The 16,185-nt window shown below is 53.0% G+C and carries 12 protein-coding genes and 2 pseudogenes; all 14 read right to left on the bottom strand.

Going from position 1 to position 16,185, the window contains the following annotated elements; translation table 11 throughout:
* Window positions 1-222: 222 nt before the first annotated feature.
* The 14 genes and pseudogenes from CFN46_RS17160 to CFN46_RS17100 all read right to left on the bottom strand — a co-directional run bounded on the left by CFN46_RS17160 (window position 223) and on the right by CFN46_RS17100 (window position 15,580).
* On the bottom strand, window positions 223-1,155 hold the full coding sequence (locus tag CFN46_RS17160) for a hypothetical protein (RefSeq protein WP_088744256.1): 933 nt from the start codon (window positions 1,153-1,155) through the stop codon (window positions 223-225).
* A complete protein-coding gene (locus CFN46_RS17155; RefSeq protein WP_088744255.1) occupies window positions 1,155-3,080 on the bottom strand; it encodes a rhamnan synthesis F family protein in 1,926 nt (641 codons plus the stop codon). Before CFN46_RS17155 ends, CFN46_RS17160 begins: the two co-directional genes overlap by 1 nt.
* A 13-nt stretch (window positions 3,081-3,093) precedes the next feature.
* Entirely contained in the window at window positions 3,094-4,137 is a 1,044-nt protein-coding gene (locus tag CFN46_RS17150) for an HAD family hydrolase (RefSeq protein WP_088744254.1), read from the bottom strand.
* A 69-nt stretch (window positions 4,138-4,206) separates the two neighbouring features.
* On the bottom strand, window positions 4,207-4,755 hold the full coding sequence (gene rfbC, locus CFN46_RS17145) for a dTDP-4-dehydrorhamnose 3,5-epimerase (RefSeq protein WP_088744253.1): 549 nt from the start codon (window positions 4,753-4,755) through the stop codon (window positions 4,207-4,209).
* 187 nt (window positions 4,756-4,942) lie between these two features.
* Window positions 4,943-5,833 carry a glucose-1-phosphate thymidylyltransferase RfbA gene (rfbA, locus tag CFN46_RS17140; protein WP_088744252.1) on the bottom strand — a complete coding sequence of 297 codons (891 nt, stop codon included), beginning with the start codon at window positions 5,831-5,833 and terminating at the stop codon, window positions 4,943-4,945.
* Between the two features lie 130 nt (window positions 5,834-5,963).
* On the bottom strand, window positions 5,964-6,872 hold the full coding sequence (gene rfbD, locus CFN46_RS17135) for a dTDP-4-dehydrorhamnose reductase (protein WP_254918534.1): 909 nt from the start codon (window positions 6,870-6,872) through the stop codon (window positions 5,964-5,966).
* 2 nt (window positions 6,873-6,874) lie between these two features.
* Entirely contained in the window at window positions 6,875-7,954 is a 1,080-nt protein-coding gene (gene rfbB, locus CFN46_RS17130; RefSeq protein ID WP_088744251.1) for a dTDP-glucose 4,6-dehydratase, read from the bottom strand.
* A 159-nt stretch (window positions 7,955-8,113) separates the two neighbouring features.
* Window positions 8,114-8,395, bottom strand: coding sequence for a transposase (locus CFN46_RS17795; protein ID WP_369597148.1), 282 nt, complete (start codon window positions 8,393-8,395; stop codon window positions 8,114-8,116).
* Window positions 8,396-8,466: 71 nt separating this feature from the next.
* Window positions 8,467-8,646: pseudogene (locus CFN46_RS17790) on the bottom strand (transposase); the annotation flags it as partial.
* Between the two features lie 423 nt (window positions 8,647-9,069).
* On the bottom strand, window positions 9,070-10,392 hold the full coding sequence (locus tag CFN46_RS17120) for a glycosyltransferase (protein WP_141103681.1): 1,323 nt from the start codon (window positions 10,390-10,392) through the stop codon (window positions 9,070-9,072).
* A 257-nt stretch (window positions 10,393-10,649) separates the two neighbouring features.
* Window positions 10,650-11,201 carry a hypothetical protein gene (locus CFN46_RS17115; protein WP_088744249.1) on the bottom strand — a complete coding sequence of 184 codons (552 nt, stop codon included), beginning with the start codon at window positions 11,199-11,201 and terminating at the stop codon, window positions 10,650-10,652.
* A 91-nt stretch (window positions 11,202-11,292) separates the two neighbouring features.
* Window positions 11,293-12,789 carry a glycosyltransferase family A protein gene (locus tag CFN46_RS17110; protein WP_176426520.1) on the bottom strand — a complete coding sequence of 499 codons (1,497 nt, stop codon included), beginning with the start codon at window positions 12,787-12,789 and terminating at the stop codon, window positions 11,293-11,295.
* 324 nt (window positions 12,790-13,113) lie between these two features.
* A complete protein-coding gene (gene glmM / locus CFN46_RS17105; protein ID WP_088744247.1) occupies window positions 13,114-14,451 on the bottom strand; it encodes a phosphoglucosamine mutase in 1,338 nt (445 codons plus the stop codon).
* Window positions 14,452-14,571: 120 nt separating this feature from the next.
* Window positions 14,572-15,580, bottom strand: a pseudogene (locus CFN46_RS17100) (IS30 family transposase).
* Window positions 15,581-16,185: the final 605 nt, after the last annotated feature.

Here is a 16,185-nt window from a genome sequence, read left to right as displayed (position 1 = left end):
GGTGTCGTCGTCGCTTGCTTATGCAGCTTGATGTCCATGAAGCCTTTCCTGAATAAATTGCTTGATGAGCTCACGAGAGGCTAACAAAGGGTAGCTTCGTTGTGAAACCCGATCATCCGGCACCCTACACCAAATCAGTATTTTGCAAATAAGGCATCATTCCTAAAATATATCCCTTTAGAATCAAACTTGATCCTAATAACTGATATATATAATGTAGTATTATCCCAAGTCCTCAATAGAGAAATGGTCTGCAGGTAATACCGAAATGACGGAGTAGCCGGACTTGTTGAGGCTCTCTGCCGGCAGTCCAAACCATTCGATCAGCTTCTGATTGCCCTGCTTGAAGTGGGCATCAAAGGCCTGTTGCTCCGCCACAGTGAACAATACATGCTCGTCCTGTTCACTCCCCAGTGTCTTCGCAAGACTGATGATCTTGTCTCTACGACGCGCAAATTCCGCATTGCCCATCTGACCACGCCCGAATTTCTGGACCAGTGGCAGGCAACGTGTCGGCAGCGACGGGTTGATGATGGCAGTCTCGTCGGCCTGATGGGCGCCTGGTCGATATTCAATATCCAACGAGGACAGGAAGTCCTGTACCACCTTGCGGCTATAGGGAATCACGGAGAGATTCTCTCCACCGACATGCTTTTCCCACTGCCGAATGTGGTTCAGGTAGTTCAACCAGCTCACATTGCGCATGGCCAGCGTGAAGAGAGACGCCTCATAACGAATGTTGGGGTCTTTCACCAGCTGATTGAACAGTGACAGCAACAGCTCCGATTGCGGGCGAACCGTGAAGATGACCTTGACCGTCTCGAAGTGCTCAGCCACGAACTCCTTGAAGCGCGGATTGTTGAAGTACATCGGCGAGAGCTCCGATGACAGCAATACGCTGGAGGCCAGGCTGGCCTGCATCTCTACCCGCAACTTCTCCAGTGCGTCCGCTGGCGACATGTCACTCTGGTAGGCACCGCTGCCCTTGAAGGACAGCGCGAACGGATGATGTGAGTGGTCTGGCCACTGCAGAGACTGCGGGTAGAGAATGCCCTTGGCGAGAAAATCCTCATGCTGCGCCTGAATCTGCGATTGAACTGCAGATGTCCCCGTCTTGGACCAACCTACGTGTAGGTACAGAGTATCTTTTTTCATCATTCACCAATAAACGGGTTGCGGCCGATCTGGCTTACCAGAGCGCCCCATTTCAGAATCTGGGCTTCATCCAGTGCATCATCGCCGGTCAGGACTTCCGGCATGCCAAGTGCACGCCACTTGTCCATCGGATGAAGGATATGGAACGTCGCCAACCCCATGTCGCCGGGGCGCTGAGCATCAGCCACGACATTGTCCCCGATGTGCAGGTGACGGCGGCCTTCCTCGCGCGCGAGGTCTTCCTTCACCATCGCCCACATGGAGCCACTGTCCTTGCGCTTGCCTTCCTCACTGGACACCATCAGGCGATAGGCCGCCGCGATACCGGCCTTGCGCAGCATCAGCCCGACCTGATCACGCGTGTAATAGCTATCGGAGATGACCCAAAGCACATGCCCCGCCGTGCTGAGATGGTTGAACAGCTCCACCATCTCGTCCTTGGGCTGAATCATGGCCAGGTCCAGCTCGAACTCACGCTGCATCCAGCCCTGAGCGATGTCCTTGCTGACCTTGTACACATCCGCCAACTCGTCATAGATGGCATCGATACGCACGTCGCCCTGGAAATTGGCGCGCTTGCGCAGCGAGAACTCCGCCTCGTTGCGCGTCTTGACGAACGCATGAGCCGAGGTGACGACACCCTGTTCAAGCAGCCATTTCCCCAACTTCAGCTTGGCATAATCCGGCACGGTGAATTCGCGACGAACCAGCGTATCAAAGACATCGAAACTGATGATCTGATGTGCCTGGATGGCAGACATGTGTTGCTCGATGGAGCCATGATAATTGGCCGTGATGTAGCTCTGGTCGACCGTGAAATCACCACCGGACGGATGATAGAAGAACTGTCGATAGCCAAGGTGCTCGGCTCGAGCGCCCAGAATACGTTCCAGCGCATGCAGCTTGGAGCCATCGTTGGGTAGTGGCTCTTCCGGGAATTCATCGTAGGTCCAGGACTTGTCCGCGATGCCTTTGAGTGCCTGAGGGCGTGCCCAGAACATGCCACCCGCAGGATAGCTGAGGAAGTCGCTGATGTGGTCAATGCCCAGGGCCTGCTGCCACTCACGCATGAAGCCCTTGTTCATGGTCTGGTGATTGACCCAACTCGGCATCATCCAGAACGTCGTGGGGTAATAGACGCCCAGCGTCTTGTCTTCCGCGAAGGCATTCAAGGCACGCTTGACGACAGACTTGTCTCTCAGCAGATATTCCGTCAGATAGTCCGCCCACTGAGTCTGCTCACGACCGGAATACAGCGACTTCTTGGAATGCAGGTGACAGAAAAGATCATAGTCATTCAGCACATCGCCATATTCGACCAGCAACGGGCCGAAATTGCGGCCGCGATTGGGCACACGACGAGTCTCTACTCGATTGACACTCGCGTGACGCTCAAATCGCTTGCGCGCTCGTGATTCATCGACACCTTCGGCCAGGGTCAGCAACACATCGACCTTGATCGGCATGTCGTCCAGCGCCTGCGCAAAACGCTCGATGAAGTCTTCGTAGAATACGTGCAGGCACACAGCCATCTTCAGTCGGCTGGCAGCCTCTGTGAGAGTGGTATCCAGCGGCATACGTGTCCGGGGTACCCAGCGTGGCGTCAAGGGCACATACTGACGCCCTTCCTGCTTGCCATTTTTCAGATAATGGAACAGCGGGCTCTGTTGGTCATAGAACACGTCCATATACATGCGATGGTAGCTTTCACCATCGAATGCCGGCGATGGATGCACTGGAGAAAAGCGCGATTTATGCAGGTAATCCTTGAAGGCATCAGCCGATGAAGCGAACTTCTGTCCGTACTGCTGCTGGTACCATCCAGCATCAAAAAGGCCAAGCGCCTCAGCCTGTTCAAACTGTGTCTGTTTTGTCGCAGGCAAAGATATCGATTTCTGCTTCGAAAAAGGGTTGAACGATTTCATTGATGGCTCTCGATCAGATGTTGAAAAGTGCCAACGGATTCAGGATGCCATTGCCGGAAAAATCATCGTCCACGAAGAACAGATGCCAGGCACATTGCGGAATGGCACCTTGGCGTGTGGCGAAGTTTTCATACATCTGCTCGACTTCTTCCGGTGTGAAGCTCACCCCGGAGTCGATCCATGTGGCGACCTGATCAATGGCGCCATCAAAGACTTCCTGCAAATCCTGGAAATGCCGCTGAGTAGCCGCCTGGCGTCCATAACAGAACTCGAAGCCACCATCGCTGTCCTCACGCACATCCACTACCTGACCGTGCGGTGCTGTCATCAATGACTCGAACAGCAAGGAGCGGTCCAGCATCTGATAGCCTTCTCCCCAACCAATTCCTTCACGGAAGACACCCGTCAGATGGGCCGTTGCATCACCCTGTAGACTCTTGCCGGGCTTGGTCGCCACGTAGTAAAGCCCATGGGTATCACGTTGCATCATGCGCGTCAGCAGCTTCTGAATCGTGCCCGAGTAGCCCAAGTCCAACATGACAGACTGCGGCCCCTGCGTGAGGCCTAGTGATTCCAGGTACGCCATGACACCCTGCCGCGTCGGGGCGACCAAGGTCTTAAGGCGTTCAAGATGCGGTGTCAGCCACTGGATGACATCCTCCTGTTGCTCGGGGAGCTTGACGTGCATCTGCAACAGTTCAGCTGGCAAGACACTGAAGGCTTCGTGCATCTGCAAGCCAAAGCGCTTGCGCATCAGATCCAACACATCGCCTTCGAAGTCATTGCCCAATGCCAACGGCCACAGGAATTCCTCGCCGAGATTGGCGCGAAACAACAACGTACGTGAAACTTTCAGATAGCACGGGGCATGGTCAAGCGCAATGAGTTCACGCGCCTGAAGGCGTGACAGCAACCGCTCGAAACACCAGCCCTCTCGTGCTAGACATATCGGTATCCGCCCCACACCTTGTGTCTCTACTGCCTTTGCATATACCAAGAAGGCGGGCCCCATGAAACTGGCGCCGAATTCTCTGAGTGCCTGACGAGTATTCTTCATCTTGTCACCAATCCATAAGCCTTCGATCAGGAGATATCCCTACCTACTGTCATGCCACCTGTGTGCCTGTCATGCAAAAACAGCGGCATTCTTGAAAGATTCAGCCGCTTTATCCTTGCCGGACAGCTGTGGTAATTCGCCATTGGCCAACGGCCACTCGATGCCCACCGTGGCATCGTCCCACTTCAGGGAATACTCATCGCCGGGCGCATAATAATCGCTGCACTTGTACTGGAATTCTGCAGATTCGCTGGTGACGTAGAAGCCGTGAGCGAATCCCGGCGGTACCCACAGCATCTGCTGGTTGTCTTCACTCAACAGGGCACCGACCCACTGACCAAACGTAGAGCTATTCTTGCGCATGTCGACAGCCACATCGAACACCTCACCCTGTGTCACGCGTACCAGCTTGCCCTGCGGCTGATTCAGCTGGTAATGCAAGCCACGCAAGATGCCCTGACGAGACTTGCTGTGGTTGTCCTGCACGAAGGTGTAGTCACCACAATGCTCAACGAATTCGCTATGACGAAAGGTTTCCATGAAGAAACCGCGCTCATCGCCAAAGACTTGCGGGGTCAACAGCACGACATCGGGGATGGCGAGTTTTTCGTAGTTCATGCGAGACTCTCTGTGTGACGGGCCACTCGTGACGGAGTGGCCGCAATACGTGAAACAAAAACTCCTGAAGAGATCGCTGCACGAGCGACTCCTTCAGGAGGGTAATACTTAAGACAGACCGCGAAAGAGACGAGACGGTCATCAGTGTCTCTGACTACCCTCTGTGACTCGCCTGCAGGTCGCTGCGTTACTGATTGCCGCAACGCTTATCATCCAGACGCTTGAGCAGGTACTGCCCATAGCCGGTTTTCTTGAATGCGATGCCTTGGGCTTCCAGCTGATCATCACTGATCCAACCGTTAGTCCAGGAAATTTCTTCCAGACACGCCACCTTGAGACCCTGACGATGCTCGATGGTCTGCACGTACTGACCCGCTTCCAGCAGGCTGTCGTGGGTACCGGTATCCAACCAGGCGAAACCACGGCCCAGACGCTCAACGCGCAGATCACCGCGCTCCAGATAAGCATTGTTGATGCTGGTGATTTCCAGCTCACCGCGCTCTGACGGCTCTACCTGCTTGGCGATCTCGACCACATCATTGTCGTAGAAATACAGACCGGTCACCGCATACGGCGACTTGGGCTTGAGCGGCTTCTCTTCAATGGAAATCGCAGTGCCTGACTCGTCAAACTCGACAACACCGAAGCGCTCTGGGTCTTGTACCAGATAACCGAAGACTGTAGCGCCACTTGGCTGGTCCGCAGCACGCTTGAGCTGATCGGAGAAATGCTGGCCGTGGAAGATATTGTCACCCAGCACCAGGCAGACCGGATCATTGCCAATGAACGCTTCACCAATGATGAAGGCTTGCGCCAAGCCGTCCGGGCTTGGCTGAACTGCATACTCGAAACGCACGCCGTATTGATCGCCATTGCCAAGCAATTGCTCGTACTGTGGCAGATCTTCAGGCGTGGAGATGATCAGAATCTCGCGGATACCGGCCAGCATCAGCACCGAGATCGGATAGAAGATCATCGGCTTGTCGTAGATTGGCAGCAGCTGCTTGGAAACACCCAACGTGATGGGATGCAGTCGTGTACCGGAACCGCCGGCGAGAATGATGCCCTTGCGCGCCATATCAAATGTCCTTGTCGAATCGACGTGTCGTGTGGTGCAGAGAAAGTGTACGTAAACAACGTGAGTCACATGCCGTTGGCCTGTTCATGAGGCAACGGCCAGCGCTTCATCCTTTGAGAATTAGCAAGGCTCAACGATCGAGATGTTCTTTCAGGGTCAGGGACAACTGGGATTCCCAGCTTGGCAGTGGGTGACCCAGTGCCGCTTCCAACTTGCCCAAGGCCAAGCGCGAATTCAGCGGACGCTGTGCAGGTGTCGGATAGTCTGCCGTGGGAATGCCACCCAGTGCTTCCGGGTCAATCGCCAGCGCTTCGCCCTGATCGATCGCGAGGCGGAAAATGGCTTGTGCAAAGCCATGCCAACTGGTGGTGCCCTGCGGGGCCAGATGATACAGGCCGCTCGCGATGTTCTGACGCAGTGCTTCACACGTCAGCTGTGCGATCAGCCGAGCGGGAGTCGGTGCGCCTATCTGATCGTTGACGATGTTCAGCGTGTCACGGTCACGTCCGAGCTTGAGCATCGTTTTCATGAAGTTATTGCCGCGCGCGGCGTACACCCAGCTGGTGCGCAACACCAGATGACGGCAATCACTCACCGTCACGGCATCATCACCGGCCAGCTTGCTCTCACCATAGACCGAGAGCGGCGCTGTCGGGCTATCTTCGGCCCAGAACTGCTCACCATCTCCCGGATAGACGTAGTCAGAGGAGTAGTGCACCAGGGTGGCACCTAACGCGCTGGCTTTCTCTGCCAGTAGCGCAGGCAGCTCCGCATTGAGGCACATGGCCTCATCACGCTGCTCCTCGGCCTTGTCGACGGCAGTCCAGGCAGCAGCATTGAGAATCAGCTGCGGCTGAAATGCATCGACGTAGGCCGAGACTGCCTGCAAGTCGCTAGCATCCACTTCGCTACGACGTGGCGCACGTACCTCGCCAAACGCGGAAAAACTACGCTGCAGCTCAAACCCGACCTGACCATTGCCGCCCAGAATCAGGATTCTTCCAAAGCCGTTGTTCATTGCCATTGTGTCCAACGCCATGATCAGCTCCCGGTTCCTAGGCGCTCGCCACGATAGCTACCGTCCTGGACGCGCTTCCACCAGCTTTCATTGGCCAGGTACCACTCGACGGTCTTGCGCAGACCGGTTTCGAACGTCTCTTGTGGCACCCAGCCCAGCTCACGCTCAATCTTGGCGGCATCGATGGCATAGCGCACATCGTGGCCCGGTCGATCCGTCACGTAGTTGATGAGATCTTCATAGTGGGCAATGCCAGCCGGCTTTTCAGGCACCAGCTCTTCCAGCAGTGCACACAGTGTCTTGACGACCTCGATGTTCTGCTTTTCGTTATGCCCGCCGATGTTGTAAGTCTCAGCGATCTCACCTTCGGTCGCGACCTTGATCAGTGCACGTGCATGATCTTCCACGTACAGCCAGTCACGCACCTGCTTGCCATCGCCATAGACCGGAAGTGATTTACCCGCCAAGGCATTGAGAATCATCAACGGGATGAGCTTCTCGGGGAAATGGAACGGGCCGTAGTTGTTGGAACAGTTGGTCACCAATGTCGGCAAGCCATAGGTACGCTGCCAGGCACGCACGAGGTGATCCGAACTAGCCTTGCTGGCCGAGTACGGAGAACTCGGAGCATAAGCTGTTGTCTCGGTAAAGAGATCCTCCGGCCCTTCCAGATCGCCATACACCTCATCGGTAGAGATATGGTGGAACCGGAAGCCAGCGGCCTTCTCGGCATCGGATGCTTTCAAGTCTTTCCAATAGTGACGTGCCGCTTCCAATAACTGATAAGTGCCGACGATATTGGTCTCGATGAAATCTGCCGGGTCATCAATGGAGCGATCCACGTGACTCTCGGCCGCCAGGTGCATCACGATATCCGGCTGGAACTCCGCGAAGACAGCCTTCATCTTCTCGCCGTCACAGATATCGGCTTGCACGAAGTGATAGCGCTCGGAAGCAGCAACATCAGTCAGTGACTCAAGGTTGCCGGCATAGGTCAACGCATCAATATTGATAACGGTGTGCTGGGTAGAGCTCATCAGCTCACGGATGACCGCGGAGCCAATGAAGCCGGCGCCGCCGGTCACAAGGAATGTTTTATACATGAATTTTGCCTGTAAATTATAAATGAGTACGCTACCGCCACCCCGAGCCTTATTGAGGTCAGGTGATGTGAAAGGGAACCACTGCACAGGTCCCTGAAGCTGCCAAACAGCGGCTTTCTGCTTCAGCAGCTTATTTCAGACCACCAAGGGATGGCCTCTTTAGCTTGGCAGCCGTGTTATTCGGCTGCCAAGCCAGATGCAAGACGAACTGCCCCCGTCACCTCGTTCTTCGCATCGTGTCGCTAGTACCCGGTTGGCCAAGCCAAACAGACTGAATATCTGCACCTGGTTCTTGGTAAGTCCCTTGTAGCGCATCTTCCGATAACCAAAGAGGTTCTTGATGACGTAGAACGGGTGCTCAACCTTGGCGCGGATGCTGGCCTTGGTTCTCTCGTTCTTCAGCAGCAGTTCTTCTAGTAGGCTCTCTTCCATCCTCTTGATGCCGCTCCGCTTGGCCGCGATACAGTAACAGGGGCCTCCGCATCTTTCCCCTCACCCAGACGCTAGCCCATACCGATGTAGCCGGCATCGGCGTGGACTCGCTTTTCATCATCCCGCACCAAGTGTTCTGCCATGGTGACATCTGCCTCGTTAGCCGAGGTGGCAACCACGGTATGTGTCAGCCCGGTTACCGCATCGACGCCAATGTGGGCCTTCATACTGAAGTACCATTGATTGCCCTTGAGGGTCTGTTTCGTCTCGGCCCCGCTTGTCCACCACGTTCGGTAAGTAGGATGGCGACAACGCGTCGATCAACCGCTGCCAAGGCACCATCGCCTCCATCTTGGCTAGGAATCGCTCTCGGTGGGTGACCTTTTCCTTGTTCTGGTGCTCTGCTTGAACGGACGAGGTCTGCTTCATCGGATGGCCTAGACAGACGGTGACGGGATGGTCAGATTAGAGCTGACAATAGTGATCCGGCGGGATTTGTACAGTGTTTCCCAAGGTATGCCTTTTCTTTTTCAATGCAATTCACGGGCCACCTCATCGAAAATACACTATTCCTAACGAGCTCTATCTACTGGAGTCGTTAGCGTATGCTTTCCTCAAGACAACCAGATACCAGCAAACAATGACGTTCTGTTTACACTGTGTTTGATATCAGCATAATCGGTCTAAGATTGACACAATACACGCTGATATAACATCCAATATGCCTCTGCCATTTCCGTGCAGCTTGTCTGCCCGACTCTTTGCCATTCACAGACATGTTCGAGAGCTCTATGCCAAGCTTCAGTCTCTGATGCTTCAAGTAATTTCACCGCCATTGCGTCAGAACTAGTTTTTTCGACCCGCCACCCACCCTGTGTCTTGGCGAGACGCTCTCCAACCGCACCTAAATTGAACCCAAGCACAGGAAGACCAACAGACCACAATTCTGTCAACGTATGACACCAAGTCTCAGGCCATATCGACAACACGGCTCCTAAGTGCGGTTTTATTTTCCTAACCTGAATACTGAATTCTTCACGCTCATAAACCCCATGGACTACGACATTCTCCGGTATCAATGTGGGTGGAGTGTCTATCAATAGCCCAAGCACATGCCATTCTACATGGGTTAGGTGGGGATGAGAGGCCAACTCCAGCAGGACATCCCTACCTTTAGAGACCGCTAAAAACCCTGGAACCAGGACACGCAAGACCTGATTTGGCTCAGGGGGGACCGCGAGTAGTGATAAATCGGAGAAGTCTCGCCCATGCGGGATAATCTCAAAGGGTCGTTTTTCAAGAGCAGGGAAAACATCTGTTATTAGCTGACGCACCGAGTCTGTCGTGGCGACGAATGCATCACACAATATGAGTGCACGCGCATACTGTTGCTGCCACTTATAAACGGCATTGAACTTCAATGCCGGCATTGACTCAGAAGCCCAAAGCTCTTGTGAACACTCACCAGAGCTCAATGAACAACGACCACCGCAAAATTGCTTCTTCTCATCTAGCAACTTCACAGAGGGGCAAACTGTATAGTAATCGTGAAATGAAAAAACAACAGGTATCTGAAGGTGCTTAGCTGACGCTATTAAACCCAGCGATTGCCATGCCATGTGACGTACATGCACAATCGTCACGCGATATTTCGTTAACCACTTCGCCACCACTTGATCGTATTCGGAAGAGGAGTGTGGCAAGGGGCGCAAAGAAGATGTCAAGCGGCACGCATCCAATAAAATATATTGGCCGCAATGGAAATAATAGAGAGTGAGTTCAACACCTCTACAACGCAAAACTAAACACTCTGCCCGCGATGCGAACGAGCGCATCAAGTCTTGGTTCGTCTGCGGAGTACCGCCACTTTGCAAAGTCAAGACATATAAAATACGCTCCCCGTTTGAAGGCGGTATATCTGTTGTACTCGATGTATCACCACTTGCCACCCAACTAGGCAATCCGTCCGCTAATAGCTCCTGTTTGGTTACAGTACGAGAAGGCATCTTTCGGCCCTCCAATCGCCCCCACCTTAAATAGTGCTCCAAGGCAGATACACCAGAATTGCGAATATCGGGGTTAGCAGCCAAATAGTCAGTGGGATAAAACTTGGCACTCGGGGCACGCCCACCCTTCCACCCATGTTGCAGGAAGTGATCCCAGGGAGAGAGCGTGCAAATGCTTACATCAGCATAGTGGTTACAATACCATTCGGCATCGAACAGTCCAGAAGCCTCTAGTTCCTGCTCTAGCCACACAGCGACTATCCTTCCTGGAGCGATGAATGAATATGACGCCCTTCTTCGCGCCCATACAGTAAATAGTGTACCAACGGATTAGTACCAGTATCTGCTACGTCAGGATACTGGGAAAGATAATAAGCAGAATCAAACTCCGGACAGGGATTTCGTCCTTCAAAAGCCCCGAAACGCAAATAGTGCTCGTGAGGTGCCTGAGAAAACGTCTTTGCCGCTTTAATGTCGGGGTACATGGCCAAATACCAATCAGCATCAAACAGCTCACTCTCCAAAAGCAAACGACTCTGCTGCTGAAGTCTCAACTCCTGCTCATCAGGATTCACAGCGTTTGACGCCGTCTGCTGAGCCTCAACCTGAACCAATTGCTGACGAAACTCTGTTAGCTGATGCTCAAGTTCAGCTTTGTGCGCCTGTTCGTGCTCCAAGACTTGGGTGACACGAGCCATTTCGTCGAAATGCACCGCTATGGTGCGGTCACTTGCCTGCAAGCTCTGCTCGGCCTCATGAATACGCGACTGCAACTGCTCAAGCGATACCTGTTGATTTTGCTCACTCACGCGACTCAACTCCTTGGAGACCTTGATTTTTATCGTCTAACAGCACTTTAATGCTCTTAGCCACAAGCATAACCTCGTCTATTACTCAGACTCAAGGTAGCAATTCTTTCGGTACAGAAAAAGCACGCCCATCAGGCTCATAAGGCAAATAAAGCTGGGCCGGCCGTCCTGCGTTTTCACGATGCCACCTTTGACTAGCACTTCGATAATCTGCTCGCACTCCGCTGTACTGGGTCACCAAGTGTGTGGCCCTCACCGAAGTGAGCGAGTCCGCCACCGACCGTCCAAGGGTCAGTGGTACACCGCGTAACACCTCCCCAATCACATTAGGCCCAAAAGCTGCTTGAATACGATAGTAGTATTCAGTATCTGCCTCAGCACGCACATAATCCCAATAACCGAGCAACTCAAACACCCTGCGCCGGAACATAAGAGACGACACATTGCGATACACCCATCCCTCTTCAATGCGCCAGCGGCTAAAGATCAAGTTCTGACTACAGCGCACCCAGTCAGTACAACAAGCTTGCCACTCAGGGTGTGTTTGTAGCGCATCTACCTGACAGGCCAGTTTATCTGGGTGGGACCAATCATCGCTGTCATGGATGGTGATGAACTGCCCTCGCGCCTCACGCAATCCTACATTACGAGCTGCATAGGCGCCTCGATTGTATGGCTGGCGTAACAAACGAATTCGTGAATCACGTTGAGAAAATTGCTCGACAACATGTGACGTATTGTCCGTCGAAGCGTCATCAACGACAATCACTTCTAGATTAACTCCACACTGCTGAATGAGGCTAGTTAGTGCTGTGCTAATCGTGTTTGTGGCATTATAGGCCGGCATGATGATCGTTAATAACGGATTGTCAGTTTTCGAGAGTGGAGACGAACCAGAAGCCAAGTTGTCCAACGAAAGCGGTACAGTAGTATCTGCCAGTTCGACGCCATCCAGACCAGAGCTTAGCCATATACCATTGATCCAAGCCAAGCGGCTTTTATGATCAAACACACTATCCGAGACCGACTCACGCGATGGCGTTTTCGCTGCCTGCCAAGCCAGAAGATTAGCGGCTGCCAAGCGAACATCATACCAGCCTGGCGCCGCTCGCTGAAGTTTACCAAGTGACCGCCACGCCTCAGATAGTTGGTCACTGCGCGCCAAAGACTCTATTAACAATAAATCGGGTCCGTTATGGCTTGGCATCAATCGTTTACCTGAAACACGCTCGGCTAAATAATCGGCAGCACAATGCCAGTCTCCTTGCCAAGCATACCAACGCGCAAGCGCAAAACTTGCATAACTTGATTCGAGCACAGAATCACATGCAACTAATGTTCGAAGAGACTTTAACAAGCCACTTTTTTGGTCTTGCCGAGCCCATAACGCGGTATCTAGCGATGGTGAAATAAGTTTACAGGGGAAGCGGCCTTCTTTTATTCCGTAAGAAATGAAATGAAGGAGCGGGCTGAGATTGTGACTAACCACATCAGGATATTGCTGACGATACCATACGGGATCGAAGTCAGGGCAAGGACGCCAACCAAGAGGTTCTCCTACCTCTAGATAATGGTTTATGGGTGTCAAATATGACACTGCTGCTTCGGGGTATCGGTCAAGGTACCATTTAGCATCAAACCAATCCCATCTCTCACTATTCGTTCTATTTACTGGTTCACGAGGGTGACTCAAGGGAAATACCATTCTAGATAATTGGAAGGACGGATGCAGCTTAAGAGTGAATATGAGTCAATGTAATGATAACGGAGTTTCAAGGTACTGCACCATTTACTCACTCATTATTTAAATGGGATATTTGAAGCCGAAGCGCCCTAGGTTATTTACCAAATGGAGATATTTAATCATGCTGGACCTGACACTTATAGAACCTAATGAATGATAAAGTGAATCCTACATCAGTGCGTTGGCGATTTCTTCTGCACAACGGCGTGCCTGTTCAGCATCCTTGGCTTCTACCATCACACGCACAAGTGGCTCGGTACCGGACTTACGCAGCAGTACCCTGCCGGTATCGCCCAAATGGCTTTCGACTCGGCTCACCGCCGTCTTGACTTCGAGCGCCTCGAGCGGGTCTATCTCCCCGTTCGCTTTATAGGCCACATTGATCAGCGTCTGCGGTAGCTTCTGCATCCCCTGCTTGGCGCGATGCAAGGACATACCCTGCTGTTGCAGAGCTGACAGTACACGCATCGAGGCGATGATCGCATCGCCAGTGGCCGCGTGATCCAGACTGATTAAATGCCCCGAGCTTTCGCCACCAATGCGCCAACCGGTATCATCCAACTGCTCCATCACATAGCGGTCACCCACCTTGGCACGCTTGAATGGGATTTCCAGCCCCCCTAACGCCAACTCGAGACCGAGGTTACTCATCTGGGTGCCCACAACACCACCAGTATAGCCTTCGGCTCGGGCCATCTGCGCCATCATGTATAGCAGCTCATCCCCATCAACAACCGCTCCTGTGTGATCGACCATCATTAGGCGATCGGCATCACCGTCCACAGCAATTCCCAGATCAGCTTTGTTATCGATTACTGCGGCCTGCAAGCTTGCCAGGTGCGTGGCACCACACTCATTATTGATATTTAACCCGTTGGGCCGATCATGTAGGCTGATCACCTCTGCTCCCAGCTCGCGAAAGACTGTCGGGCCAACTCGATATGCGGCACCATTAGCACTGTCAATAACAATGGTCAGATTGCTGAGATCCTGGCGGCCAGGGAAGTGCGACTTGCAGTATTCAATATAGCGCCCCCCTGCATCGTCGATCCGTCTAACTTTCCCCAGCCTGTCTGAAGGCTCACAAGTCATGCCGTCATTAAGGGCCCTCTCTAACCATCCTTCAATATCCGACTCTTGCTCATCCGTTAGCTTACGGCCAGAAGCAGCAAACAATTTAATACCATTATCATAGTATGGATTATGCGATGCGCTGATAACAACACCAGCACTCGCACGAAAAGTCGTTGCTAGATAGGCGATTGCAGGGGTGGGTAAAGGACCTACCAGGGCGATGTTGACCCCTGCTGCCGATAACCCAGCTTCAAGCGCTGACTCAAGCATATAACCGCTGGCCCGTGTATCCTTCCCGATCACCACCTCGCCACTACCCTTAGTGCCGAGGACCTTTCCCGCGGCCCAGCCCAGCTTCATGGCAAAATCCGGTGTCATGGGGAATTCTCCCACCCGGCCGCGCACACCATCGGTACCAAAATATTTACGCATATACTTACCTCTATTAGTTGATATCTCGTTTCCAGTTATTCTATTGCAGGATAACCCTTGCTTATATAGGGCAGACATATCGGAATCTGGCGAATACAGACACTGAGTGCAACAACACCCCTATTGGATTGAGGGCAGTTTGTCATTGTGCTTTGCCATCAGGTCATTCAATACCTCAATTGGGCATTTGAAATCGAAGTACTTTCTCGGTCGCATAATCAACTCGAAGGCAATAGCATCCAGTTCTTCCTGACTGGTCAGTGAGGGGTCTGTGCCCTTGGATAGGTGCTGACGAATGAGGCCATTGATGTTCTCATTGCTCCCTCTTTGCCAAGGGCTGTGAGGATCGCAAAAATAGATGGCAACACCGGTATTTGGGTAATAGCCACATGCCTCGCCATCTCTCGCCCCTGGTCGTAGGTTATGCTCTTTCGAGCTGCCAATGGCATTCTATTAAGCGCGACACTGAATCTATAGCAGAGGTCGCAGTGGCATCATGCTTCTTGGCCAAGATCACATAGCCGCTACTGAGTTCTACTAGAGTACCAATCGCGGAAGCGTTACCTTTTCCTCTGATCAGGTCGCCTTCCCAATGCCCGCGCATCTCGCGTTTGTCCACCTCAGGTGGACGAAGGTGGATGCTGACCATGCCGGGAATCTGCCCTCACCGATCTGTTTCACCACACCGAGGTTTGCATGTGCTTTTCCCTGCCGTAGACAATGGATGTGCTCTTTACGCAGGCCCGATCGGCAGCGCCTGGATCGCAGTGTAAATCGTCTCGCGGCAGACGTAGGCGTCTTCAAGCTTGAGTAAGTTCATGATTCGCAGCTTGCCGGCGATTTGCTCTGGGGACAAGTAGCGTCGAAGAAGATATTCGACCACCGCGAATCACTCGCCACCAACGAGAAGCTTTCGCTTGGGACGGTAGTAAAGCCGCCGTTTGAGGCGGGCAACATGGGCTCGTCCAGCCCAGTAGCCATCACCTGAAGAACTATTCCGCCGGACTTCGCGGCTGATGGTGGAACGCGAGCGATCCAGGCAACGAGCAATTGCACGCAGACTCAAGCCCTGAGATAGGCAAACCTGGATGGTGGCCCGATCGGTAATGCTGGGTTCTGAGTATGGCATGAATGAAATGCCTTACAGAGAAACTCAGGTGTTGCACTTAGAATCTGCGGCCGAGCCTACAAGCGATTTGATTACCCGGCACCATACACATAGCCCACAGCTGCGACATTATCCAGCGTACTATTTTGCGCGAGGGCTGCATTCACCAGGCTCTGGTGTTACACGCTGGCAACGCGGTTCCGATATGAAGAAATTGACGCTACATGCGGCACTACAGCGGCTGAATATCACCCCGTTATAAAGCTGCCCTTGTACCTTTAATGACATCGCCTTCTCTAAACCGCTATTCTGGACCTGTAAGGATCGCCCGATCATACGTTGAACGGCTATATGAGCCTGCTCGGAGCTCAGCAGCAGGTGACGCGCTCGGACATGGCTACCACCACGAACACTGACAAAACACAATTCGGTTCGTCATCCCTGGTGAGCAGAACGCTGGCGTGGACAATGAAGTGCTAGCAATTCGAGACGCCACCGATGACGAGATGAAACTGCAACCTCTAGGTTTTGTACGAAAAGTCATTTTTGCTAATGTGACCCATGCACATCCAGCATAGGTGCGGTATGACAGGACGCTACGAAATCTCGGATAGCCAATGGCAGTT

Source organism: Cobetia sp. QF-1 (genome assembly GCF_002213105.1).
Taxonomy (GTDB): Bacteria; Pseudomonadota; Gammaproteobacteria; order Pseudomonadales; family Halomonadaceae; genus Cobetia; species Cobetia crustatorum.
The sequence above is the reverse complement of the archived record's forward strand: the minus strand, read 5'-3'. Positions and strand labels throughout refer to the sequence as shown.